Source organism: Paraburkholderia sp. MM5477-R1 (assembly GCF_050436385.1).
Taxonomy (GTDB): Bacteria; Pseudomonadota; Gammaproteobacteria; order Burkholderiales; family Burkholderiaceae; genus Paraburkholderia; species Paraburkholderia tuberum.
Window position 1 is genome coordinate 719,046 of sequence record NZ_JBNDMC010000007.1, and the last position, 21,719, is coordinate 740,764.

Sequence of the window (21,719 nt, forward strand, 5' to 3'; positions counted from 1 at the left end):
ATCATCATGCGGTGCGTCCGACCATATCCTTCGGTCGCACCCACTCGTCGAACTGCTGCTCGGTGACATAGCCGAGCGCCAGCGCCGACGCCTTCAGCGTCGTGCCTTCCTTGTGCGCCTTCTTCGCGATCTGCGCGGCCTTGTCGTAGCCGATGTGCGGATTGAGCGCCGTCACCAGCATCAGCGATTCGTTGAGCAAGGTATCGATGCGCTCGTGATTCGGCTCGATGCCGGCCGCGCAGTTGTCGTTGAAGCTGTGCGCGCCGTCGGCGAGCAGGCGCACCGACTGCAGCACGTTGTGCGCGATCATCGGACGGAACACGTTGAGCTCGAAGTTGCCGCTCGCGCCGCCGATGTTCACGGCGACGTCGTTGCCGAACACCTGCGCGCACAGCATCGTCAACGCTTCGGACTGGGTCGGATTGACCTTGCCCGGCATGATCGAGCTGCCCGGCTCGTTTTCGGGGATCGACAGCTCGCCGAGACCGCAGCGTGGGCCGCTCGCGAGCCAGCGGATGTCGTTGGCGATCTTGTTCAGGCTCGCGGCCACCGTTTTGAGAGCGCCGTGCGCGAATACCAGCGCGTCGGCGGCTGCCATCACCTCGAACTTGTTCGGCGCCGACACGAACGGCAGACCGGTCAGCTTGCCGATCGCGGCGGCGACGCCGTCGGCGAACTTCGGGTGCGCGTTCAGTCCCGTGCCGACCGCGGTGCCGCCCTGCGCAAGCTCGTACAGATGCGGCAACGCCGACTCGACGTGCCGGATGCCGTGCTCGAGCTGCGCGACATAGCCCGAGAATTCCTGGCCGAGCGTGAGCGGCGTCGCGTCCTGCAGGTGCGTGCGGCCGATCTTGACGACGTCGGTGAACGCTTTCGCCTTGCCGTCGAGCGTGTCGCGCAACGTCTTCAGCGCGGGCAGCAGATGCTTGACGATGGCATCCGCGGCAGCCACGTGCATCGCGGTCGGAAACACGTCGTTCGACGACTGCCCGCGATTCACGTCATCGTTCGGATGCACCTTGCGCGCTTCGCCGCGCTCGCCGCCGAGCAGCTCGCTCGCGCGGTTCGCGATCACCTCGTTCAGGTTCATGTTGGTCTGCGTGCCCGAGCCGGTCTGCCAGACCGCCAGCGGAAATTCGTCCGGATGCTTGCCGTCGATGATCTCGTCGGCCGCCTGCATGATCGCGTGGGCCTTCTGCTCGTCGAGCACACCGAGGCCGAGGTTGACCTCGGCGGCCGCGCGCTTGATCATCGCGAGCGCGGTGATCAGCTCGGGCGACTGCTTTTCCGTCGAAATCTTGAAGTTCTGCAGCGAGCGCTGCGTCTGCGCACCCCACAGGCGGGCGTTCGGCACCGCGATTTCGCCGAACGTGTCGCGCTCCATCCGTACGTCTTCAGTCATGGTTGACTCCGCTTCTCAAAGTTCCGAGTTGACAGGCAATAACGAGAATAGACCCGTTAGCGCATTCCGGTAAAAACCGGCCTGCGGATCGAAAATGTAGGTGCGTGTCTGGCCGTTCTCGACGTCGGTCCAGACGAGCGGCGACAGGGGCGCGCCGATCGAGCGCAGATAGGCGAGCTGGGCCGCGTCGGCGAGCGTCACGTGGTAGCTGTGATCGGGCTGGATGGCGCGCTCGAAGATGCCGGCGACCTGATTCGCGAGCTCGGGGCTGTGGATCACGAGTGCGAGCTCGGTGTTCAGATTGGCCGAGCGCGGGTCGAGGTTCATCGAGCCGATGACGAGAATCTGGTGGTCGATCACATAAGTCTTCGCATGCAAACTCGCGCGCGAACGCGAGCCGACCAGCCCCACGTTCGGCGTGTCCTGGTATGACCTGAATTCGTACAGTTCGACGCCTGCCTTTAGCAGCGGCACCCGGAACGGGCTGTAGCCGGCCTGCACGGCGACCGCGTCGGTAGCCGCGAGCGAGTTGGTCAGCACTGCGATGCGGATGCCGCGGCGCGTGAGCTCGCCGGCCGCCTGCACGCCCGACGCGTGCGGCACGAAGTAGGGCGACACGATCAGGAAGTCGTGCTGCGCGTCGCGCATCAGTTCGCGCAGCCGCGCGAGCGGCGGGCTCACGTAGTCCGGCGACGGATGCGCGATCTTCTCCGGCAGGTCCGCCCTGAATTCCGCACCCGCCCACGTGAGGCCGAGCTGCTCGCTCGTAATCTGCGCGGCGAGCGGCGTCGCGTTCAGCGGTTTCGCGTTGTACGGATCGGCATGGGTGCGCCAGTGGTGGCGCAGGTCGTCGCGCGTCTGGTCGAGTTCTTTCTGGTCGAATTTCTGCTTGTTCAGCGCACGCAGCGGATAGGCGAGGTCGCTGTTCCAGTAGTCGTCGAAACTCGCTGAGACGTCGGCGACGATCGGGCCCGCCGCGAGCACGTCCATGTCGCGGAACTGCAGCGTTTCGCTGGCGCTGAAGTACTCGTCGCCAAGATTGCGCCCGCCGACGATCGCGACCTGGTTGTCCGCGATCATCGCCTTGTTGTGCATGCGGCGCGTGAAGTGGCCGATCTGCGTGAATACGTTCGTGGTGCGCTCGAACATGCCCTGCTGGGCGCTGCCGAACGGATTGAAGACGCGAATCTCGATGTTGTCGTGCGAGTTCAGCCCCGCCATGATGCGGTCGATGTCCTTGAAGTTCAGATCGTCGACCAGCATGCGCACGCGCACGCCGTGATCGGCCGCATACAGCGCGGCGCCGAGCAGCAGCTTGCCGGTGGTGTCCTCGTTGGCAATGTAGTACTGCATGTCGAGGGTTCTGGTCGCCGCGCGCGCGAGCGCGATGCGCATCTGCAGCGCGTCGGTGCCGCTCGCCAGCACGCGAAAGCCCGACTGCTCCGGATGCTTCGCCTCGAACGGCGCGAGCGCTTCGCGCAGCGGCGTATCCGCGGTGGCGGGGAGTGCGTGCGTGAGCTGGCGGTCGAACGCGGTGGCGGGCGGCTTCGTCGCGCAGGCGGTCACAAATGCCGCCGCACAGCAGAGCAGGAAAAATTGCCTCGTCGTGCTGACTATCGAATGGCGGCGCGCGGCTCGCCGATGTTGTTCGAATTGGCCCTGCACGCTGTTTTCCCCCTTGTTTTGCAAGCTTTTCGCGTGGCGACAGCGAAGGCCTGCGCACGCTGTCGAGAAAACCATTCTAAGGGAATTGGGGCGCGTGTTCGTCGTTCGTCCGCAAACGCAGCAGCGTGCCGCGCGTCGGTCGGGAGCGCGCCGCGGTTCGGTGATCCATCACCTGATGCGAACCGCGGCGCGCCGACGCTCTATCAGACGCGCCCGGCGCGCAGCGCGCGCTCGCCATCGGGATGGGTCGAGCCTTTCGCCGGGCGACCCGCCCACACTCCCGCGAGCAGCGAGCCCGACAGGTTGTGCCAGACCGAGAACAGCGCGCCCGGCAGCGCGGCGAGCGGCGTGAAGTAGAGCTTGCCGAGCGTCGCGGCGAGACCGGAGTTCTGCATGCCCACTTCGATCGCGAGCGTACGGCAGACGGCTTCGTCGAAACCGAGCAGACGGCCGCCCCAGTAGCCGCCGAGCAGGCCGATGCCGTTGTGCAGGATGACGCCGACCATCACGACGAGGCCCACCGACGCGATGCTCTTCTGCGTGCCGCCCACCACCGCGCCGATGATCAGCACGATCGCGACCATCGACACGAGCGGCAGGATCGGTTCGATCTTGCGCACGATCTTGCCGAACAGATGATTGACGACGAGACCGACGACGATCGGCAGCGCGACTATCTGCAGGATACTCATCAGCATGCCGTGCACGTCGACGACGATCGACGCGTCGACGTAAAGGCGCGTGAGCAGCGGGGTCGCGAACACGCCGACGAGCGTCGACAGCGCGCTGATCGTCACCGACAGCGCGACGTCGCCGCGCGCGAGATAAATCATCACGTTCGACGCGGTGCCGCTCGCGACGCTGCCGACCAGCACCATGCCGGCGGTCAGCTCGGGCGGCATGCGCAGCGCCCGGGCGATGACCCACGCGGCGAGCGGCATCACGAGGTAGTGCAGCACGATGCCGGCGATCACCGGCGCGGGCCGCGAAAACACGCGCAGGAAATCGCCGGCCGACAGCGTGACGCCCATCGCCAGCATGATGATCGTGAGGAGCGTGGTGACGTGCGGCGCAACGCCGGAAAACGAGGCCGGCGAGAAGTACGCGGCGACCGAGACGAGCACGGCCCAGAGCGGGAACAGGCGGGTGACGCGGGCAAGCATGGCGGGTGGTCCTTGGTTATGTTGTATCGCGGGAAAGTGGGGCTGCGGCGCGGCCGGGTGTCGGCTGACGGCTGGCGTTGCGGCGTTTGCCGCGCCAAAGCGGGTGAAGCGGCTACGGCAAGCGCCATGTCGAAAGCGCGGCAAAAACGGGCGGCCAATTGAAGCCGCACGCGAAGCGGGCAATGGTGAGCGCGCGAGCGGCGCCAGTCCGGCGCCTGCCTTCGTGAGGCGCGCCGTCGTGCGGTTCGTGGCGCGTGAGCGCGGGTTAGCGCTCGCGTGCCGCGGCGGCCATTTTACCTTTTACAGGGAGTGCTTCAGGAGTGGGGCTTGCCGCTACTTCGCTCAAACCGAGCGCGCGGGCGGCGTGGCCGATGCCGCCGTCGGCGCCTGCCGCCGGCTCAGCCTGTGAAAACGCAGCGTCATCAGCAGCGCGACGCTCGCGAGACCTGCGGCGAGCCCCCACCACAAGCCGCGCGCGCCGAGGCCGGCGTGAAACGCGAGCAGATAGCCGGTCGGAAAACCGATCACCCAGTAGCCGAACGCGGCCGCGATCATCGGCACGCGCGTGTCCTTCAGGCCGCGCAGACAACCGGAGCCCACCGCCTGCATCCCGTCGACGATCTGGAAAATCGCCGCCACGCCGAGCAGCGAACTGGCGAGCGCGATGGTCGGCGCGTTGGCCGGGTCGTCCAGATGCAGATACAGACCGACGATCCAGTGCGGCGCGGTGATCAGCACGAGGCCCGACATCGACATGAAGCCGACGCCGAGTGCGAGCGCGACGAAGCCCGCGTGGCGCGCGGCGAGCGGCTGACCGGCGCCGGCCCAGTAGCCGACCCGCACGTTGGCCGCCTGGCCGATCGACAGCGGCACCATGAACGCGACCGACGCGACGTTCAGCGCGATCTGATGCGCGGCCAGTTGCGATTCGCCGAGCAGGCCGACCATCAGGCCAGTGGCGAGGAACAGCGTCGACTCGACGCCGTAGGTGATCGCGACCGGCCAGCCGATGCCGAACAATTCGCCCATCAACGGCAGCTTCGGCCGCGTCGCGACGACGAAATGGCGGAAGCGCGGCCGCAGATGCAGCAGCGCCATCAGCACGAGCGCGGTCAGCCACACGGTGATCGTGGTCGCGGCCGCCGAGCCGAGAAAACCCAGCCGCGGCAGCCCGTACGCGCCGTGGATGAGCCCGTAGTTCAGGAAGCCGTTCACGCCGACGCTCGCGATCGACACCCACAACAGGCGCCGTGCCGCGCCGATCGCCGGCAGAAACGAGCGCATCAGGCCGACGCCGATCAGGCTCGCGGGTGCGCCCCAGCGCAACACCGCCGCGTATCGGCCGACGTTGTGCGCGAGCAGGCCCGGCTCGCCGACCGCGAGCAGGATCCTCGACGCGAACGACAGCAGGATGAACGCCGGCACCGACAGCAGCACCGACAGCACGAAACCGGTCCAGTAAATATGCGGTACCCGGCCGTCGTCCCGCGCGCCGCGCGCGTGCGCGACGCTGACGCTGACCGAGGTCAGCACGCCCTGCAGCAGCGTGACGACGACGAAAAAGAGGTTCGCGCCGAGGCCGCCGGCGGCGAGCGCATCGGGGCCGAGCGAGCCGAGCAGGATCGTGTCGGTGACGCTCATCGCCATTTGCGACAGTTGCGCGATCGCGAGCGGCGCGGCGAGCCGCGCGGTGTCGGCCGCGTGGCGGGATAGGGTCGGCGGCCGGCTGGCCACGCGAGCGAAGCTGGGTTGAGTCATCGAATGCCTGACGGCGAAAAGTGGCAGCGGTGGCAACAGCGGTGGCAACAGCGAAAGGCGGGCGCAAGCGGCGCCGCATTGCATCTCGCCGCGCGCGCCGACGGGCGTTGGAGCGGCCGGGCAGCGGGCGGGAAAAAACCGCGACGCGGCGCCGAGCCGGTCAGCCGACTCCTCGCCCGTGGCGCGGTCCGTCGCGCGGTCCGTCGTTTACCTGTCGAAACCGACAGCTTATTGCCTCCCCCGGCCGCTGTCGATGGACGACGCACAATTCTGGTGCGTGCCGTCCTGCGATTTTCCGGACTGCCGTCAGCCTTCGTGGATCGCGATCCGCGTATCGCCGAGCAGCACGACCTGGCCCGCGCGGATCTTGCAGGTCTTACGCGTCTCGACCCGGCCGTCGACCATCACGGCGCCGTCGGCAACCATCATTTTCGCGGAGCCGCCACTATCCGCGAGGCCCGTGATCTTCAGCAGATTGTGGAGTTCGACGTATTCGCCGGTCAGCGTGAAATTGAGGTTGGGCATGGCGTTTGCACCTTTGGGCACGGGGTCGCGTTGGGGTTCGCATCATAAGGCAAGCGCACCCGGAGCGGCGGCGCGGCCATCCGGCGAGCCCTTCGCGCAAGCAAATGAAAGTAGATGTTATTCAGTTGTCGGAAAGTGAAACGTTCCGTAACGCTGGTCGCGCCGGACGGATTTCACTCATAGAGTGCAGTTCAGCAGCAAAGCCCGCTGGCTTCCGGGATCGCTCCCCGGCCGCCCATCCAGCGACGCACAGACCGGACGAGGCGCGCGCGACGTCCCGTCATCACGACGCCAGAGAGTCCGCCCGTGTCACAACAACTCCATCCAGAGAGGATAGCCATGACCCAGATTCGTTCGCTCCTGATCGGTACCGCCCTCACTGCTTTTGCCGCGACGGCGGCCGTTGCGCAGACCACGCAGCCGGCAGCAGGCATCGGCGCTCAGGCGCAGATCCAGAACCAGGGCGCCGCCGGCATGGCGCCGCCGTCCGCGGCTGGCGCCCAGCGCATGCAGGTGCCGCCTTCGACGCAGGGCATGCAGCAAGTCCCGGGCGCACCCGCCGCGCAAGGCGTCGAGGCGCCGCCGCCGGCTCGGTTGACGGCTTCGGGCTCCACCGACCCGCTCGTGCAGAAGCGCGACGCCGACGCGAAGGCCAACGCCGAGTATCGCGCGGCCAGGAAGTCCTCGAAAGCGGAATTGAAGGCGGAGCAGAAGGCCGCGAAGGACCAGTACAAGGAGCAGGTACGCGGCGCGAAGCTGAACCAGAAGGCGGACAAACAGACCGCCAATAACGAAATGAAGATGAACATGGAAGGGCAGGCTGCCGCGCAGGGCGACGGCGCGGACGTCAAGCACTAAGCCCTGCTGGATGCCGCGGCGCGCGGGTCTGCGAGGCTCGCGCGCCGCGGGCGTCAGGCGAAGGCCGACAAGAAAGCCGCGCTCGCCCAGGCGAAAGCGGACAAGACCACAGTCGACGCGCAGGCCGACGCCGACAAGGCCAGCGCTGCTGCCAACCTGAAGGACGCGAAGAAACAGTAGTGCGCGGCGTAGACCGGCGGATAGGCGCCCGAAAAAAGGGGCGCTTGTCGCATGAGGTTGTATGGATATACAGTCTGCGTCGCATCCTGAAAATCCATCCAACCCGCGAAACCGATCAGTGTCCACCGTCGCCGAATCCGCTCCGTCGTTCGATACCGCCGCCTGGCTAGCGAAGCTCAACGACGCCCAACGCGAAGCCGTCGAATACGGGACCGACACGCCAGACGCGCTGCCCGGCGCGCTGCTCGTGATCGCGGGCGCCGGCTCCGGCAAGACCAACACGCTCGCGCACCGCGTCGCCAATCTGGTGGTGAAGGGCGCCGATCCGCAGCGCATCCTGCTGTTGACCTTCTCGCGCCGCGCGGCGCTCGAAATGATTCGCCGCGTGACCCGCATCGCGGGCGCTGCGGCCACTACCGTCGGCCCACGCGCCGCGCTCGCGCAAGGGCTCACGTGGGCGGGTACCTTCCATAGTGTCGGCGCGCGGCTGTTGCGCGAATACGCGGATCTGATCGGCCTCGCGCCCGCGTTCACGATCAACGACCGCGAAGACTCCGCCGACCTGATGAACCTGGTGCGCCACGAGCTTGGACTGTCCGCGAAGGAGCGGCGCTTTCCGGCGAAGGGCACCTGCTTCGCGATCTACTCGCGTGTCGTCAACACCGGCGCATCGCTCGGCCAGGTATTGGACCGCGCGTTTCCGTGGTGTCGCGAGTGGGAGGACGATCTGCGCCGGCTGTTCGCCGCATACGTCGACGCCAAACAGAAGCAGAGCGTGCTCGACTACGACGATCTGCTGCTCTACTGGTCGCACATGGCCGCCGAGCCCAGCATCGCGGCCGATCTGTCGGCGCGTTTCGATCATGTTCTGGTCGACGAATACCAGGACACCAACCGCCTGCAGGCGTCGATCCTGCTCGCGATGAAGCCGGACGGCCGAGGCCTGACCGTGGTCGGCGACGACGCGCAGTCGATCTATTCGTTTCGCGGCGCGACGGTGCGCAATATCCTCGACTTTCCCACGCAGTTCGAGCCGCCCGCCAGGCAGGTCACGCTCGAGCGCAACTATCGCTCGACCGAGCCGATTCTCGCCGCGTCGAACGCGGTGATCGAACTCGCGAGCGAGCGCTACACCAAGAATCTGTGGACCGACAAGGCGTCGGCGCAGCGCCCGCGCCTCGTCACGGTCGCCGACGATGCCGCGCAAGCTCGCTACGTCGTCGAGCAGGTGCTCGAAGCGCGCGAGCAGGGCGTGAAGCTGAAGTCGCAGGCGGTATTGTTTCGCGCCGCGCATCACAGCGCCGCGCTCGAGATCGAGCTCACGCGCCGCAACATTCCATTCGTCAAGTTCGGCGGGCTCAAATTTCTCGACTCGGTGCATGTGAAGGACGTGCTCGCGGTGCTGCGCTGGGCCGAGAATCCGCGCGATCGCGTCGCCGGCTTTCGCGTCGTGCAGCTGCTGCCGGGCGTCGGCCCGGCCACTGCGGCGAAGGTGCTCGACGACATCGTCGCGCGCGCGGACGGCGGCGATCCGGTCGCGACTGCGGGCGGCGTGCTGGCCGCGTTTGCGGCGCCCGCGCGCACGCAGGAAGACTGGCATCCGTTCGTCAAGCTGATGTCGAGCGTGTACGGCCGGCAAACGCCGTGGCCCGCCGAGTTCGAGATGGTGCGGCGCTGGTACGAGCCGCATCTGGAGCGTAATCACGAGGACGCCGCGATCCGTCACGCGGACCTGCTGCAAATGGAAAGCATCGCGGGTACGTATCCGTCGCGTGAACGCTTCCTGACCGAATTGACGCTCGATCCGCCCGACGCGACCAGCGACGAATCCGGCGTGCCGCTGATCGACGAGGACTACCTGATCCTGTCGACGATCCATTCGGCGAAGGGTCAGGAGTGGCGCAACGTGTTCGTGCTGAACGGCGTCGACGGCTGTATTCCGTCCGATCTCGGCACCGGCAGCGACGAGGAAATCGACGAGGAGAGGCGCCTGCTTTACGTGGCGATGACGCGCGCGAAGGAAGACCTGCACATCGTCGTGCCGCAGCGCTTTTACGTGCACAACCAGACGCATCTGGGCGACCGCCATGTGTGGGCGTCGCGCACGCGCTTCATCGCCACGCCGATGCTGCCGCTGTTCGACGCCTATGCGTGGCCGCGCATTGCGGTGGCGAGCGCGCCGAGCGCGGCAGGGCTCGCCGCGGCCGCGCAGGCGAAGATCGAGATCGCGGCGAAGCTCAGGAAGATGTGGGATTGAGCGGCTAGCACCGCGCGTTGGGATCGACGCGCGGGCAGGGGGCGCATTTATCCGACGAAGGGACGTGCGCCGCGCGGGTCAGTGGAAGCTCAGCGCGACTGCCGCTGCTGTTGCTGCGCGACCGGAGGCGCCGGCACGAAGAAATTGCGCAGCCATGCCGCGAGCCGCGAGAACACGTCGTACGGCTCCTCGACGAAAATCTCCGGCTTCAAGAGCCGCAGATACTCCATGATCTGCTGCGCTTCCTGCTTCTGGAACGTGCCGTGCGAAATGCCTAGCCGCAACAGCCCACGCAGTTCGCCGAGCTTCTCGCGCGCGGTGCTGCCCACGCTCATCTCGCACGCGACCTTCGCCTCGTAGACGCGCTGGCGCAGCGATTCGACGAGCCGCCATGCCGGCGTCTGCATCACTTCCTCGAGCGCCTGAATGTCCTGCACCGTGCTCTTGATCTGCGAGGCGAGGGGGTCGACCAGCGTCGCGTCGCCTTCCGCTTCCTTGACGATTGCGGCGGCCCAGTCGCGGCATTGCTTGGTGAGTTCCTCGGGCGTCCATTCCGAGCGCGCCGCGAAACCGAACCCGAACTCGCCCGCCTGCCGCATCAGGATCGACACGACGTCCGGGAATTCCTTGTCGAGCGTGCGTTTGGCCCACGCGTACTGGCCGCCTTGCAGCATCCGCTGTACCGCGTGCTCGGTGAGCGGCACCATGTTGTCGAGCAGCTTGGCGCGTAAGAAATCCTCGAACGACGGCGTCGCGAACTGCGGATCGAGCTTCAGCGAGACCCGTAAAAAGGCCTCGAAGTCCTTGCGCAGCGACGCGACGGTCTCGTCCTTGAGCTTCAGGGTGATTTGACCCATGTGTTATCCCGTTTAATGCGGCCGCGCGCGGCGCGCCGTCGCAAGATCGCCCGGCCGCGCGCGGACCGAGGCGATGCGACGCCGGTCGCCGACGCGCTTGATTCCAGCCTGTTGCCGCGTAACCAGCGGGACGACTCCCGATGAGCGGACCTCGACTGCATATCGGCGGGGTGGCGGGAAACTTGAGGGCGGCCCGGCGACGCGCGGGCGCTTCGGAGGGAAGCTTCGGGCAATGGCCCGCTTGGGAGTCGCTTGAACGGGAGTGCGCGGCCCGCGACGCGGCGAGGTGTCGACGGGACCGCTGATGAGTCGATGAGCGTAGAGACAGGGCGCGCTTACTTCAGCACCACGCACTGCCAGACGAAGAACACGCCTAAGCCGACTGCGATCGTCAGCAGCGGCCGGCGCGTCAGCGCGCTAACGACGATCGCGGCGAGCGCGCCGACCAGCTGCGGATTGCGCCAGCTCAGCTCGGCGTTATTTCCGTGCGGTGACACGGCCATCGGGACGATGATCGCGGTCAGCACGGTGACCGGCACGAAGCTAAGCGCGGCGCGCAGAAGCGGCGGGAACACGAGCCGGTCGCCGAGCACGAACACGGCCGCGCGGATCAACCACGTAATCGCGGCCATGCCGACGATCAGAACGACGTAGTTCATCGCGTGGCCTCCGCGGGACGGCGCGCGCCACGCAGGTTCAGACGCGACATCGACAGCAGCACGCCGACCGCGACTCCCGGGAACACCGCGCCGAGCAGGCCGAGCTTATACGGCCATGCCTCCCAGAAAAACGCCAGCGTGCCGGCGGTGACGGCCGCCGCGATATAGCGCAGCGCGACCAGTTGCGGCACGACGATCGCAATGAACGTCGCCACCATCGCAAAGTCGAGACCGAGCGACTGCAGGCCGGGGAAGGCCGCGCCGAACAGCAGGCCGGCGACGGTCCATAGCTGCCAGTTCAGATACATCGCGACGCCGGCGCCGAAGAAGTAGTACGGGCCGACCGTGCCCGGCTCGCGATGCCGGTAGTGCTCCCACGCGACCGCGAAGACTTCGTCGGTGAGCAGCGCGCCGAGCGCCCAACGCCAGCGCTTCGGCAGATGCGCGACGTGCGGTGCGAGCGTCGCGCTATACAGCACGTGACGCAGATTGACGACGAGCGTGGTCGCCCAGATCACGGCGAAGCTCGCATGCCCGGCGATCAGGCCGAGCGCGATGAACTGCGCGGAGCCCGCGAAAACGACGAGCGACATCAACTGGCCGTGCCACAGATGCAGCGGGCTGGAGGTCACGAGCGTGCCGAAAATGACGCCGAACGGCGCCGCGCCGACCATCATCGGGATGATGTCGCGCGCGCCGGCGGCGAATTCTTTGAGATGGCCGCCCCGGGTGGGCTGGCCTTGGGTGGAATCGGTCAATCTAAGCCTCCTTGATGTCGGAAGCATAGCGGCTGACCGGCGTTCGGACTTGTACGTTCTTGCGGCGGGTTGCGGATGGGGTGCTACGGTGTAGCGGGGGATGTCTGATGTCGGGCTGACGGATTGCGGCGGCACGCTCGCGGCGCGCGGTGCAGGCGCCGGCGGTGCCACATCGCGTTACGAACCGCGCTGCGTTCCTTGCCATTGGCCCGGCGGCACGCCGAACATGCGCCGGAAATGCCGCGTGAAATGACTCTGATCGGTGAAGCCGCTCGCGGCGGCGACGTCGGTCACCGGGACGCCGGCGCGCAACGGCGCGAGCGCGCGCTGCAGGCGCACCTGATTGCGCCACGCGTGGGGCGGCAGGCCGGTCGATTGGGTGAATAGCCGCGCCGCGTGGAACGGCGACAGACCCGCTGCCTTCGCGACCTCGGCGAGCGTCACCGGTTCGACGAGGTCGCCGGTCAGACGCTCCTGCATCAGTGCGACGCGAGTGTCGTCGGTGGCGACGCGAGCGGTGGCGGGGCGCGTCCGCGCATAGCGGACCAGCAACGTGGACAGCGCGTCGAGCATCGCGGTTTCGGCGGCGAGCGCGTCGTCGCCGGCTTCGAGCAGACGGTGGGCGTGCGCGAGCCGCGTCGCGAGATCGGAATCGCGGATCACGCCGGGCGCGAACCACGGTAAGGCCTGCGGCTTGCCGGCGACTTCGTCGGCCAGCGCGCAGAGGAACCCGACCGGCGCATACATCACGCGATACCGCCAGCCCGCCTCGACCGCCTTCGACCCCGTATGCAACTCGCCCGGATTGATGACCGGCACGCTGCCCGCTTCGGCGACATGGTGCTCGCCGCTATACCGATAGCATTCCGCACCCGCGACGATCACCGGGATCGTGTAGGCGTCGTGCCAATGCGGCGCGAACTCGTGATCGTGATATTCGGCGGTGAGCAGATCCGCGCCGGGCAGTAGCGGCGTGCGCCAGTAGCGGGCGGAATCGCGGAAACGAGGGGTGGCGGTCATGACGAAAGTCTGGCTGGACCGGTCAGTTTAACGCGTCGTTGTCGGGGACGGCGGCGGGTGTGCAGCGCCGCGCCGCGTGCCGCGGGTGCCGTCAATTGCCGGTACTTGTCCTGACTTGCCTTACTTGACCGGAATCGTCGTGCCAGTGGGCATCGGCACGGCGCTCACGCTGTTTTTCGCGCTGCCGCTGACGACGCGGTCGCTGTAGGTCAGATAGACCAGGGCGTTGCGCTTCGTGTCGACCACGCGCACCACGTGCAGCGACTTGAAGATCAGCGACATGCTGACCGAGAACACGTCGTCCTTCTGCTTGACGGGGCCGGTGAAATGCAACTCCCCGATCTGGCGGCACGCGATCGACGCCTCGGTCGGATCTTCGGCGATGCCGAGCGTGCCTTTGACGCCGCCCGTCCGCGCCCGCGACACGTAGCAGGTGACGCCTTGCACGATGGGATCGTCATAGGCCTCCACGACCACGCGGTCGGAGCCGGTAACGTGAAAATTCGTATTGACGCTGGCGATTTCTTCGCCGCGCGCCGAAGAAAGCAGCAGGGCGCCGGCGGCCGCGAGCGCGATGCGTAGCGAGGTGGATTTCATGAGCGTGCCGGTTGAGTGTCTGGAGTGGGCCGGCGCCAGAGCGGGGCGAAACGTGCGCCGTGAAGGCGCCATCGTATAACGGCGCGCGGCGCGCGTGAGGCTGTCCGTCGTGGCACAAAAACAAAAAGGCCCGCATGGATGCGGGCCTTTCAAAATTTTTGGCTCCTCGACCTGGGCTCGAACCAGGGACCTACGGATTAACAGTCCGGCGCTCTACCGACTGAGCTATCGAGGAACAGCAGTACAACTTGATCTACATAAAAAAAACCCGTCTGATTAACGGGCTTTTGCAATTCTTGGCTCCTCGACCTGGGCTCGAACCAGGGACCTACGGATTAACAGTCCGGCGCTCTACCGACTGAGCTATCGAGGAACAGAACAACAACAGCAGAGAAACGAAATTTTAGAGGCAGCTGAAACGTCTGTCAATACCTCGGCGTTCATCCTGATACTGAATCTGAACGGCCAAGGCAGGTGACAGGCGGCTCGCGCTCAGCGCGAGAGCAGCGCGAGCTTTTCCTTCACATCCTTGAATTCCTCGGCTTCCGGCAGCGGTGCCTTGGTCTTCGTGATGCTCGGCCACGCTTTCGCCAGGTCGGCGTTCAGCGCGATGAAGTCCTGCTGGTCTCCCGGCACGTCTTCTTCGGCATAGATGGCGTTCACCGGGCACTCGGCCACGCACACGGCGCAGTCGATGCATTCATCGGGGTCGATCGCGAGGAAGTTGGGACCTTCGCGAAAGCAGTCCACCGGGCACACATCGACGCAGTCGGTATAGCGGCACTTGATGCAGCTTTCGGTCACAACGTGAGTCATTCAGGCAGCTCCTGCATGCGGAATCGGGGAGGGCGCGGACGCCAAAAACACTATTGTAACGTAACGTCAACAGGCGCATAAAGCATCGGGCCGTGCGTCTTATATGTTTTTGTGATTAGTTTATGGGGTGCCGCGAGCGGCCGCGCAATGGCGGCGAAGGCCCGGTGGCACGCTGGATGCGGACGCATTCGGGTAACATGCATCAGGTTGGCGCGCCGCTCGGCTCAGCGCGTCCGTTGCAAGGGTGCAGTGAGCCCTTTTCGTTTTTCAGCGGTCCAGTTCGTACCATCATGATTATTACTTCGCTGCTCGATACCGATCTGTACAAGTTCACGATGATGCAGGTGGTGTTGCATCACTTCCCCGCCGCCAACGTGGAGTACCGCTTCCGCTGCCGCACGCCGAACGTCGATCTGGTGCCGTACGTCGACGAGATTCGCGACGAAGTGCGCAAGCTCTGCGAACTGCGTTTCGCCGACGACGAACTCGACTACCTGCGCCGCATGCGCTTCATCAAGGGCGACTTCATCGAGTTCCTCGCGTTGTTCCATCTGAACGAGAAGTACATTTCGATCACGCCGTCGCCGAAGGGCAATGGCGAAATCGACATCGACATCAAGGGGCCGTGGCTGCATACGATCCTCTTCGAAATTCCGGTGCTCGCGATCGTCAACGAAGTCTATTTCCGCAACACCCAGCAAACGCCCGACTATCACGTAGGCCGTGGCCGTCTGCTCGACAAGATTCAACTGCTCGGCGCTCGTCCGGAGTTCGCCGACTGCAAGATCGCCGATTATGGCACGCGCCGCCGCTTCTCGAAGCAGTGGCACGAGGAAGTGATCCTCACGCTCAAGGACGGTCTCGGCGAGCAGTTCGCCGGCACGAGCAACGTCTTCTACGCGATGAAGCACAGCCTGACACCGCTCGGCACGATGGCGCACGAGTACCTGCAGGCTTGCCAGGCGCTCGGTCCGCGGCTGCGCGACTCGCAGATCTTCGGCTTCGAGATGTGGGCGAAGGAATATCGCGGCGACCTCGGGATCGCGCTCTCCGACGTGTACGGCATGCAGGCGTTCCTGCGCGACTTCGACATGTACTTCTGCAAGCTGTTCGACGGTGCTCGCCACGATTCCGGCGACCCATTCGACTGGGGCGAGCGCCTGCTCAAACACTACGAGGCGAATCGTTGCGACCCGCGCACCAAGGTCCTCGTGTTCTCCGACGCGCTCGACATCCCGAAGGTGCTGCAGCTATACGAGCGCTTCCGCGGCCGCTGCAAGCTCGCGTTCGGCGTGGGCACCAATCTGACCAACGACCTCGGCTACAACCCGCTGCAGATCGTGATCAAGATGGTTCGTTGCAACGGTCAGCCGGTCGCGAAATTGTCGGACTCGCCGGGCAAGAACATGTGCGAGGACAAGGCGTATCTCGCGTATCTGCGCCAGGTGTTCGGCATCGCGCAGCCGGAAGAAGAGGCGGCCAGGTAGCGCGCTTTGCGGACTGCTTTTCGGTTCATCGCCTGACCATGATCTGCTCGCGTTCGGGGGCACGGCGAACAGTGTCGCCGCGCTGTCGACTGGCGGCAATATGCCGTTCGGCCAGGGTGTTCGCGCGGAGCGCGGCCGGTATAATCCTCGCCATATCGCACGGCCGTCGACACGAGGATTTCGCCCATGGACACATCGATTGCCCGCCGCAACATCCTGGCGCGCATCCGCGCCGCGCAAGGGCGCGAGCCCGAACCGAGCGCCGCCGAGCGCGAAGCCGCGGCGGACTATCTCGCGCGTCATCCGGCCGGCCCGCGTCCGGACATGCCCACCGATCTGCGCGCGCGCTTCATCGAGGAAGCGCAGAAAATGGCGAGTACTGTCGACACCGTTCAGACCTTCGCCGATGTACCCGCCGCCGCGCATCGCTATCTGACGCAACACGGTTTGCCGTTGCAGGCCATCGCGTGGCAAACGCTGCGCGATCTGCCGTGGGCCGCAGCCGGCCTCGCCGTCGAATTTCGCAAACCGCAAGACAATGACGTGGTCGGTCTCACCGGCTGTTTCTGCGCGACCGCGGAGACCGGCACGCTCGTGTTGCTGTCCGGTCCCGAGACGTATGCGTCGGCCGGGCTGCTGCCGGAGACGCACATCGCGATCGTGCCGGGCTCGCGGATCGTCGCGGGTCATGAAGAGGCGTTCGACCTGATCCGCAAGGAACGCGGCGAGCTGCCGCGCGCGGTCAATTTCGTGTCGGGACCATCGCGCACCGGCGACATCGAGCAGACCATCGTGCTGGGCGCGCACGGCCCCTACCGGGTGCATGCGATCGTCGTGCAGGATGCTTGAACGCGTCGCGCGGCGGCGTGCCAGCGCATACGCGACACACGCGTTATCTGTCGTGCGTGCGGTTGCAAGCCGTCGCGCGGCCTGTGTCGGCATGAATTCGCAGGCCGGCCGCGCGGGCCGGTGGCTCGCCGTTGCGTCGATGCTTGCGCTGTGCTCGCCGTCCGTGCAGGCTGAGACGCTCCTCGACGGCGCGCGCTTGTCGGCGTTGTGGGGCTTGCCCTTCGCGGGTGTGCTGCTGTCGATCGCGATCCTTCCGCTGATCGCGCCAGCCCTCTGGCATCACCACTTCGGCAAGATCGCCGCGGCGTGGGCGCTCGCGTTCATCGTGCCGCTTGCCGTGAGCTTCGGCGCGAGCGCGGCGCTCGGCGCGCTCGCGCATGCCATGCTCGACGAGTACATCCCGTTCATCATCCTGCTGACCGCGCTCTATACCGTCGCGGGCGGCATCTGCGTGCGCGGCAACCTGCATGGCACACCGCGTCTGAACACCGCGATTCTCGCGCTCGGCACCTTGCTCGCGAGCGTGATGGGTACGACCGGCGCGGCGATGCTGCTGATCCGCCCGTTGCTGCGCGCAAACGACAATCGCCGCCACGTGACCCACGTGGTCGTGTTCTTCATCTTCCTCGTCGCGAACGTCGGTGGCGCGCTGTCGCCGCTCGGCGACCCGCCGCTGTTCCTCGGTTTTCTCGAAGGCGTGAGCTTTTTCTGGACCACCACGCATCTCGCGCGGCCGATGCTGTTCGTGAGCGGCATGCTGCTCGCCGCGTTCTATGCGCTCGACTCGTACTACTTTCACAAGCGCGAGGAGGTGCGTTCGGCTTTCCTCGATCCGACGCCCGACGGCGCGCCGCTCGGCATCGACGGCAAGATCAATTTCGTGCTGCTCGCCGCGGTGATCGCGTTCGTGCTGATGAGCGGACTGTGGCGCCCGCAAATCACATTCGACGTGCTCGGCACGCACGTCGCGTTGCAAAACATCGTGCGCGACGCCGCGCTGATCGTGGTCACGCTGCTATCGCTCGCGTGGACACCGCGCGCGGCCCGCGCGGGCAACGACTTCAACTGGGCGCCGATCGAGGAAGTCGCCAAACTGTTCGCCGGCATCTTCGTGACGATCGTGCCGGTCATCATGATCCTGCGCGCGGGAGAAGCCGGCGCGTTCGCGGGCATCGTCCATCTGGTCAATGATCCGTCAGGCGAGCCGCGCGACATCATGTACTTCTGGGCGACCGGCCTGCTATCTTCGTTTCTCGACAACGCGCCGACCTACCTCGTGTTCTTCAACCTGGCCGGCGGCGATGCGCAGACCTTGATGACCACCGGCGCGACCACGCTCGCGGCGATTTCGGCCGGCGCCGTGTTCATGGGCGCGAACACCTACATCGGCAACGCGCCGAACTTCATGGTGAAGGCGATCGCGCAATCGCGCGGCGTGCGCATGCCGAGCTTTTTTGCGTATCTGGGCTGGTCCGGCGCGGTGCTGCTGCCGTTGTTCGCGCTGACCGGCTGGCTCTTTTTTGAACGCTGACTCTGCAACGCCGAGACAATCCCTCGACGTGCGATACGGAGACTTGCATTGCAGAAAATCCTCGTTGCCCGTTCGATCTTTCCCGACGTGATCGACCGGCTCAAGCAGTACTTCGACGTCGACTGGAACGAGGGCGACGTGTTGCCCGCCGACGAACTGAAGCGCCGTCTCGCGGACAAGGACGGCGCGCTGACGGCCGGCGAGATGATCGACGCGGGCGTGCTCGCCGCGGCGCCGCGTCTGCGCGTCGTGTCGAACATGGCGGTCGGCTACAACAACTTCGACATGGCCGCGTTCAACGCGGCGAACGTACTCGGCACCAACACGCCGGACGTGCTGAACGAATCGACCGCCGATTTCGGCTGGGCGCTGATGATGGCCGCCGCGCGCCGCATCGCCGAATCGGAGCACTGGCTGCGCGCCGGACATTGGCAGAAGTGGAGCTACGACGGCTTCCTCGGCAGCGACCTATACGGTTCGACGCTCGGCGTGATCGGCATGGGCCGCATCGGCCAGGCGCTCGCGCGGCGCGCGCAGGGTTTCAACATGCGGGTCATCTATCACAATCGCTCGCGCGTCGCGCCGCAAATCGAGGCCGAGCTGAACGCGGAGTACGTGTCGAAAGAGGATCTGCTGCGGCGCGCCGACCACGTCGTGCTGGTGCTGCCGTACAACAAAGGCAACCACCACACGATCGGCGCGGCCGAACTGGCGCTGATGAAGCCGAGCGCGACGCTCACCAACATCGCGCGCGGCGGCATCGTCGACGATGCGGCGTTGGCCGATGCGCTGCGTGACAGGCGCATCGCGGCGGCCGGTCTGGACGTGTTCGAAGGCGAGCCGCAACTGCACCCGGCGCTGCTGAACGTGCCGAACGTCGTGCTGACGCCGCACATCGCGAGCGCGACCGAAACCACGCGCCGCGCCATGGCGAATCTCGCCGCGGACAACCTGATCGCCGGCCTCGGCGCAGGACCGCGCGCCGGTCAGCCGCCGAATCCGATCAACCCCGACGTGATCGGCAAGGCGCGTTCATGACAATGATTCTGGTGGCGGCCGTCGCGGTGCTGGCGGTTGCCCTCGTGATCGCACTGGCCTTGCTGCTACGCGGTCACGACCGCACGGAGCAGCGCGAACAGTTCGAGATGCTGAACGAACGCGTCGATGCCGTCGTCGACGCGCAGGCGCATACCGCCGAGCGGCTCGAGCGGCAACTGCGCAACGACATCGCCGAGACCGCGCGCGTGTCGCGCACCGAGCAAAGCGGCGGCTTCGCGCATTTTCAGCAGACGCTCGCCGCGCAGTTCAGCAGCATGACGACGGTGCAGGGCGGCAAGATCGACGGCTTCGCGCAACAGCTCGACGCCGTGCGTCACAGCCTGCAGGCACAGGCGCAGCAGGCGCGCGACGAGCAGGGCCGCTCGCTGAAGCAGTTCGGCGACACGCTGAGCCTGCAACTCGGGCAACTAACCGAGGCGAACGACCGGCGCTTCGCCGAAGTGCGCGCGACGATCGAGCAGCGTCTGAAGGACATCGAGGCGAACAACGCGACGCGGCTCGAGGAAATGCGCCGCACCGTGGACGAAAAACTGCACGCAACGCTTGAGCAGCGTCTCGGCGAGTCGTTCAAGCTCGTGTCCGACCGGCTCGAACAGGTGCATCGCGGTCTCGGTGAAATGCAGACGCTGGCGGCCGGCGTCGGCGATCTGAAGCGCGTGCTGACCAACGTGAAGACGCGCGGCACGTGGGGCGAAGTGCAGCTCGAAGCCTTGCTCGAACAATTGCTGACCGCCGATCAATACGCGAAGAACGTCGCGACGGTGCCGAAAAGCGCCGATCGCGTGGAGTTCGCGATTCGTCTGCCGGGGCGGCAGGAGCCCGGCGGCGCGAATACGCCGGTATGGCTGCCGATCGACGCCAAATTCCCGCGCGAGGACTACGAGCGGCTGATCGAAGCGCAGGAGCGCGCCGATCCGGTCGCGGTCGAGGAAGCATCGCGCGCGCTCGAAGTGCGAATTCGCGCGGAGGCGCGCACGATCGCGGAGAAGTACGTGGCGCCGCCGCATACGACCGACTTCGCGCTGCTGTTCCTGCCGACCGAAGGCCTGTACGCGGAAGTGCTGCGCCGACCGGGGCTCACGGATCTGCTGCAGCGGGACTATCGCGTGACGATTGCGGGGCCGACCACGCTGACCGCGTTGCTCAATAGTCTGCAGATGGGTTTCCGCACGCTCGCGATCGAAAAGCGTTCGAGCGAGGTGTGGCAGGTACTCGGCGCGGTGAAGACGGAGTTCGGCAAATTCGGCGACGTGCTCGCGAAGACCAAGGCGCAGCTCGAAACCGTCACGCGTTCGATCGAGGCCGCGGAAACGCGCACGCGCATGATGAACCGCAAGCTGCGCGACGTCGAGGCGTTACCGGGCGACGAGGCGAGCGGGTTGCTCGGCGATGCGCTGTCGGGTGTGGAGCCTGATGAGCAATGAGGGGCGAGGCGCTGGAATTCACGCCCTTGCAGCCAGCCGCGCCAGCGCATCGCCCGTCACGCGCACGACGCGCCAGTCCGGCAACACCGTCGCCCCCATCTTCTGATAGAAACTGATCGCCGGCTGATTCCAGTCGAGCACGGTCCACTCGAAGCGCACGCATTGCCGCTCCACCGCCAGCGCCGCGACGTGTCGCAGAAGCGCGGTGCCGAGCCCGCTGCCCCGCTGCGCGGGCTGCACGTAGACGTCTTCGAGATAGAGCCCGCGGCGGCCCGCGAAGCTCGAAAAATTGTGGAAGAACAGTGCATAGCCCACGATGCTCCCCGCGTCTTCGGCAACCAGCGCTTCGATCGACGGCCGCGCGCCGAACAGCGCGTCGCGCAGGCTATGTTTCGTCGCGACGAAGATGTGCGTGAGGTTCTCGAACTGCGCGAGTTCGTAGGTGAGCGCGAAGATCGCGCCGGTATCCGCGGGTTTGGCGGCGCGGATCGTCGCGGGCATTACGCTTCTTCCGGTGCGTCGGCCAGATGGATTTCGATACCACCGAAGCGCGACGCGACCCAGTTGTAGGCGTGGCACGCGATCCACAACAGCACGAAGCCGAGGATCGCGTTCAGCAGCAGCGCGCTGAACACCGTGCTCAGCTCGACCGAGCCATATCGCACGAACGCGACCACCACGCCGAGCAGCACGATCGGCACCGAGAACGTCAGATACACGAGGATCAGCGCTTTGGCCGTCTGTCCCGGTGCGATGAACGAGATCTGTTTTTTCATGTAAGTCAAACCCGTGTGTCGTAGTAGTGATAGTGGGTGGCGTGTCGATGAAGTGCTGCTGTGGTGCCGATGTCGTGC

Annotated in this window: 21 protein-coding genes and 2 tRNA genes; 7 read left to right on the forward strand and 16 right to left on the reverse strand. The window is 66.1% G+C overall.

The window, feature by feature from the left end:
* Positions 1 to 4: 4 nt before the first annotated feature.
* The 5 genes from fumC to OKW35_RS32235 all read right to left on the reverse strand — a co-directional run bounded on the left by fumC (position 5) and on the right by OKW35_RS32235 (position 6,513).
* Positions 5 to 1,402, reverse strand: coding sequence for a class II fumarate hydratase (fumC, locus tag OKW35_RS32215; protein ID WP_429554192.1), 1,398 nt, complete (start codon positions 1,400 to 1,402; stop codon positions 5 to 7).
* 15 nt (positions 1,403 to 1,417) lie between these two features.
* The gene (locus OKW35_RS32220) at positions 1,418 to 3,142 is read right to left on the reverse strand and encodes a phospholipase D family protein (protein WP_429554193.1); all 1,725 of its coding nucleotides are present in this window, start codon (positions 3,140 to 3,142) and stop codon (positions 1,418 to 1,420) included.
* A gap of 128 nt (positions 3,143 to 3,270) precedes the next feature.
* Entirely contained in the window at positions 3,271 to 4,230 is a 960-nt protein-coding gene (panS, locus tag OKW35_RS32225) for a ketopantoate/pantoate/pantothenate transporter PanS (protein WP_429554194.1), read from the reverse strand.
* A 342-nt stretch (positions 4,231 to 4,572) separates the two neighbouring features.
* Positions 4,573 to 5,988 (reverse strand): MATE family efflux transporter, encoded by a 1,416-nt coding sequence (locus tag OKW35_RS32230; protein ID WP_184061383.1) that lies wholly within the window; start codon positions 5,986 to 5,988, stop codon positions 4,573 to 4,575.
* 306 nt (positions 5,989 to 6,294) lie between these two features.
* Positions 6,295 to 6,513 (reverse strand): RNA-binding S4 domain-containing protein, encoded by a 219-nt coding sequence (locus OKW35_RS32235; protein ID WP_187627958.1) that lies wholly within the window; start codon positions 6,511 to 6,513, stop codon positions 6,295 to 6,297.
* Between the two features lie 339 nt (positions 6,514 to 6,852).
* On the opposite strand from OKW35_RS32235, the gene OKW35_RS32240 reads away from it, so the two are divergent.
* Entirely contained in the window at positions 6,853 to 7,371 is a 519-nt protein-coding gene (locus OKW35_RS32240) for a hypothetical protein (protein ID WP_429554195.1), read from the forward strand.
* A 53-nt stretch (positions 7,372 to 7,424) separates the two neighbouring features.
* On the opposite strand, the gene OKW35_RS32245 is transcribed toward OKW35_RS32240, so the two are convergent.
* Positions 7,425 to 7,649 carry a hypothetical protein gene (locus OKW35_RS32245; RefSeq protein WP_167368583.1) on the reverse strand — a complete coding sequence of 75 codons (225 nt, stop codon included), beginning with the start codon at positions 7,647 to 7,649 and terminating at the stop codon, positions 7,425 to 7,427.
* On the opposite strand from OKW35_RS32245, the gene OKW35_RS32250 reads away from it, so the two are divergent.
* Positions 7,613 to 9,808: an ATP-dependent helicase gene (locus tag OKW35_RS32250; protein ID WP_429554196.1), complete on the forward strand. Its 2,196-nt coding sequence runs from the start codon at positions 7,613 to 7,615 to the stop codon at positions 9,806 to 9,808. The two genes, OKW35_RS32245 and OKW35_RS32250, sit on opposite strands and share 37 nt — an antisense overlap.
* Positions 9,809 to 9,897: 89 nt before the next feature.
* Here the strand turns inward: OKW35_RS32250 and OKW35_RS32255 are convergent, their stop codons facing one another.
* From OKW35_RS32255 to fdxA, 8 genes are all read right to left on the reverse strand, one after another.
* Positions 9,898 to 10,665 carry a DUF4088 family protein gene (locus OKW35_RS32255; protein WP_184061386.1) on the reverse strand — a complete coding sequence of 256 codons (768 nt, stop codon included), beginning with the start codon at positions 10,663 to 10,665 and terminating at the stop codon, positions 9,898 to 9,900.
* Between the two features lie 335 nt (positions 10,666 to 11,000).
* Positions 11,001 to 11,324, reverse strand: a complete 324-nt coding sequence (locus OKW35_RS32260; RefSeq protein WP_184061387.1) for an AzlD domain-containing protein — start codon at positions 11,322 to 11,324, stop codon at positions 11,001 to 11,003.
* The gene (locus OKW35_RS32265) at positions 11,321 to 12,082 is read right to left on the reverse strand and encodes an AzlC family ABC transporter permease (RefSeq protein WP_429554197.1); all 762 of its coding nucleotides are present in this window, start codon (positions 12,080 to 12,082) and stop codon (positions 11,321 to 11,323) included. The genes OKW35_RS32260 and OKW35_RS32265 overlap by 4 nt, the downstream gene beginning before the upstream one ends.
* A gap of 177 nt (positions 12,083 to 12,259) precedes the next feature.
* On the reverse strand, positions 12,260 to 13,102 hold the full coding sequence (locus OKW35_RS32270; RefSeq protein ID WP_429554198.1) for an AraC family transcriptional regulator: 843 nt from the start codon (positions 13,100 to 13,102) through the stop codon (positions 12,260 to 12,262).
* A gap of 120 nt (positions 13,103 to 13,222) precedes the next feature.
* A complete protein-coding gene (locus OKW35_RS32275) occupies positions 13,223 to 13,699 on the reverse strand; it encodes a CreA family protein (RefSeq protein ID WP_184061390.1) in 477 nt (158 codons plus the stop codon).
* A 159-nt stretch (positions 13,700 to 13,858) separates the two neighbouring features.
* Positions 13,859 to 13,934, reverse strand: a tRNA-Asn gene (locus tag OKW35_RS32280).
* A 62-nt stretch (positions 13,935 to 13,996) separates the two neighbouring features.
* A tRNA-Asn gene (locus tag OKW35_RS32285) sits at positions 13,997 to 14,072 on the reverse strand.
* A 119-nt stretch (positions 14,073 to 14,191) separates the two neighbouring features.
* Complete coding sequence (gene fdxA, locus OKW35_RS32290; RefSeq protein ID WP_429554199.1) at positions 14,192 to 14,515, reverse strand: ferredoxin FdxA; 324 nt, start codon at positions 14,513 to 14,515, stop codon at positions 14,192 to 14,194.
* A 290-nt stretch (positions 14,516 to 14,805) separates the two neighbouring features.
* Here fdxA and pncB point away from each other — a divergent pair, with 290 nt between their 5' ends.
* The 5 genes from pncB to OKW35_RS32315 all read left to right on the forward strand — a co-directional run bounded on the left by pncB (position 14,806) and on the right by OKW35_RS32315 (position 20,865).
* Positions 14,806 to 16,002 carry a nicotinate phosphoribosyltransferase gene (gene pncB / locus OKW35_RS32295; protein ID WP_184061391.1) on the forward strand — a complete coding sequence of 399 codons (1,197 nt, stop codon included), beginning with the start codon at positions 14,806 to 14,808 and terminating at the stop codon, positions 16,000 to 16,002.
* Positions 16,003 to 16,188: 186 nt separating this feature from the next.
* The gene (locus tag OKW35_RS32300) at positions 16,189 to 16,851 is read left to right on the forward strand and encodes a LutC/YkgG family protein (protein WP_018421304.1); all 663 of its coding nucleotides are present in this window, start codon (positions 16,189 to 16,191) and stop codon (positions 16,849 to 16,851) included.
* A 91-nt stretch (positions 16,852 to 16,942) separates the two neighbouring features.
* Positions 16,943 to 18,382 carry a sodium:proton antiporter gene (locus OKW35_RS32305; protein ID WP_429554200.1) on the forward strand — a complete coding sequence of 480 codons (1,440 nt, stop codon included), beginning with the start codon at positions 16,943 to 16,945 and terminating at the stop codon, positions 18,380 to 18,382.
* A 48-nt stretch (positions 18,383 to 18,430) separates the two neighbouring features.
* The gene (locus tag OKW35_RS32310) at positions 18,431 to 19,420 is read left to right on the forward strand and encodes a 2-hydroxyacid dehydrogenase (protein WP_090801203.1); all 990 of its coding nucleotides are present in this window, start codon (positions 18,431 to 18,433) and stop codon (positions 19,418 to 19,420) included.
* Positions 19,417 to 20,865: a DNA recombination protein RmuC gene (locus tag OKW35_RS32315; protein WP_429554201.1), complete on the forward strand. Its 1,449-nt coding sequence runs from the start codon at positions 19,417 to 19,419 to the stop codon at positions 20,863 to 20,865. The genes OKW35_RS32310 and OKW35_RS32315 overlap by 4 nt, the downstream gene beginning before the upstream one ends.
* Positions 20,866 to 20,883: 18 nt before the next feature.
* On the opposite strand, the gene OKW35_RS32320 is transcribed toward OKW35_RS32315, so the two are convergent.
* Positions 20,884 to 21,366, reverse strand: a complete 483-nt coding sequence (locus tag OKW35_RS32320; RefSeq protein WP_429554202.1) for an N-acetyltransferase family protein — start codon at positions 21,364 to 21,366, stop codon at positions 20,884 to 20,886.
* Entirely contained in the window at positions 21,366 to 21,641 is a 276-nt protein-coding gene (locus OKW35_RS32325) for a hypothetical protein (protein ID WP_008923126.1), read from the reverse strand. The genes OKW35_RS32320 and OKW35_RS32325 overlap by 1 nt, the downstream gene beginning before the upstream one ends.
* Between the last annotated feature and the right edge of the window lie 78 nt (positions 21,642 to 21,719).

What these genes read in the sequence shown, in the direction of transcription:
- fumC (WP_429554192.1), bottom strand. Translation starts at nt 1,402, where the DNA reads ATGACTGAAGACGTACGGATGGAGCGCGACACGTTCGGCGAAATCGCG.
- OKW35_RS32220 (WP_429554193.1), bottom strand. Translation starts at nt 3,142, where the DNA reads ATGGTTTTCTCGACAGCGTGCGCAGGCCTTCGCTGTCGCCACGCGAAA.
- panS (WP_429554194.1), bottom strand. Translation starts at nt 4,230, where the DNA reads ATGCTTGCCCGCGTCACCCGCCTGTTCCCGCTCTGGGCCGTGCTCGTC.
- OKW35_RS32230 (WP_184061383.1), bottom strand. Translation starts at nt 5,988, where the DNA reads ATGACTCAACCCAGCTTCGCTCGCGTGGCCAGCCGGCCGCCGACCCTA.
- OKW35_RS32235 (WP_187627958.1), bottom strand. Translation starts at nt 6,513, where the DNA reads ATGCCCAACCTCAATTTCACGCTGACCGGCGAATACGTCGAACTCCAC.
- OKW35_RS32240 (WP_429554195.1), top strand. Translation starts at nt 6,853, where the DNA reads ATGACCCAGATTCGTTCGCTCCTGATCGGTACCGCCCTCACTGCTTTT.
- OKW35_RS32250 (WP_429554196.1), top strand. Translation starts at nt 7,613, where the DNA reads ATGGATATACAGTCTGCGTCGCATCCTGAAAATCCATCCAACCCGCGA.
- OKW35_RS32245 (WP_167368583.1), bottom strand. Translation starts at nt 7,649, where the DNA reads ATGGATTTTCAGGATGCGACGCAGACTGTATATCCATACAACCTCATG.
- OKW35_RS32255 (WP_184061386.1), bottom strand. Translation starts at nt 10,665, where the DNA reads ATGGGTCAAATCACCCTGAAGCTCAAGGACGAGACCGTCGCGTCGCTG.
- OKW35_RS32260 (WP_184061387.1), bottom strand. Translation starts at nt 11,324, where the DNA reads ATGAACTACGTCGTTCTGATCGTCGGCATGGCCGCGATTACGTGGTTG.
- OKW35_RS32270 (WP_429554198.1), bottom strand. Translation starts at nt 13,102, where the DNA reads ATGACCGCCACCCCTCGTTTCCGCGATTCCGCCCGCTACTGGCGCACG.
- OKW35_RS32275 (WP_184061390.1), bottom strand. Translation starts at nt 13,699, where the DNA reads ATGAAATCCACCTCGCTACGCATCGCGCTCGCGGCCGCCGGCGCCCTG.
- fdxA (WP_429554199.1), bottom strand. Translation starts at nt 14,515, where the DNA reads ATGACTCACGTTGTGACCGAAAGCTGCATCAAGTGCCGCTATACCGAC.
- pncB (WP_184061391.1), top strand. Translation starts at nt 14,806, where the DNA reads ATGATTATTACTTCGCTGCTCGATACCGATCTGTACAAGTTCACGATG.
- OKW35_RS32300 (WP_018421304.1), top strand. Translation starts at nt 16,189, where the DNA reads ATGGACACATCGATTGCCCGCCGCAACATCCTGGCGCGCATCCGCGCC.
- OKW35_RS32305 (WP_429554200.1), top strand. Translation starts at nt 16,943, where the DNA reads ATGAATTCGCAGGCCGGCCGCGCGGGCCGGTGGCTCGCCGTTGCGTCG.
- OKW35_RS32315 (WP_429554201.1), top strand. Translation starts at nt 19,417, where the DNA reads ATGACAATGATTCTGGTGGCGGCCGTCGCGGTGCTGGCGGTTGCCCTC.
- OKW35_RS32320 (WP_429554202.1), bottom strand. Translation starts at nt 21,366, where the DNA reads ATGCCCGCGACGATCCGCGCCGCCAAACCCGCGGATACCGGCGCGATC.
- OKW35_RS32325 (WP_008923126.1), bottom strand. Translation starts at nt 21,641, where the DNA reads ATGAAAAAACAGATCTCGTTCATCGCACCGGGACAGACGGCCAAAGCG.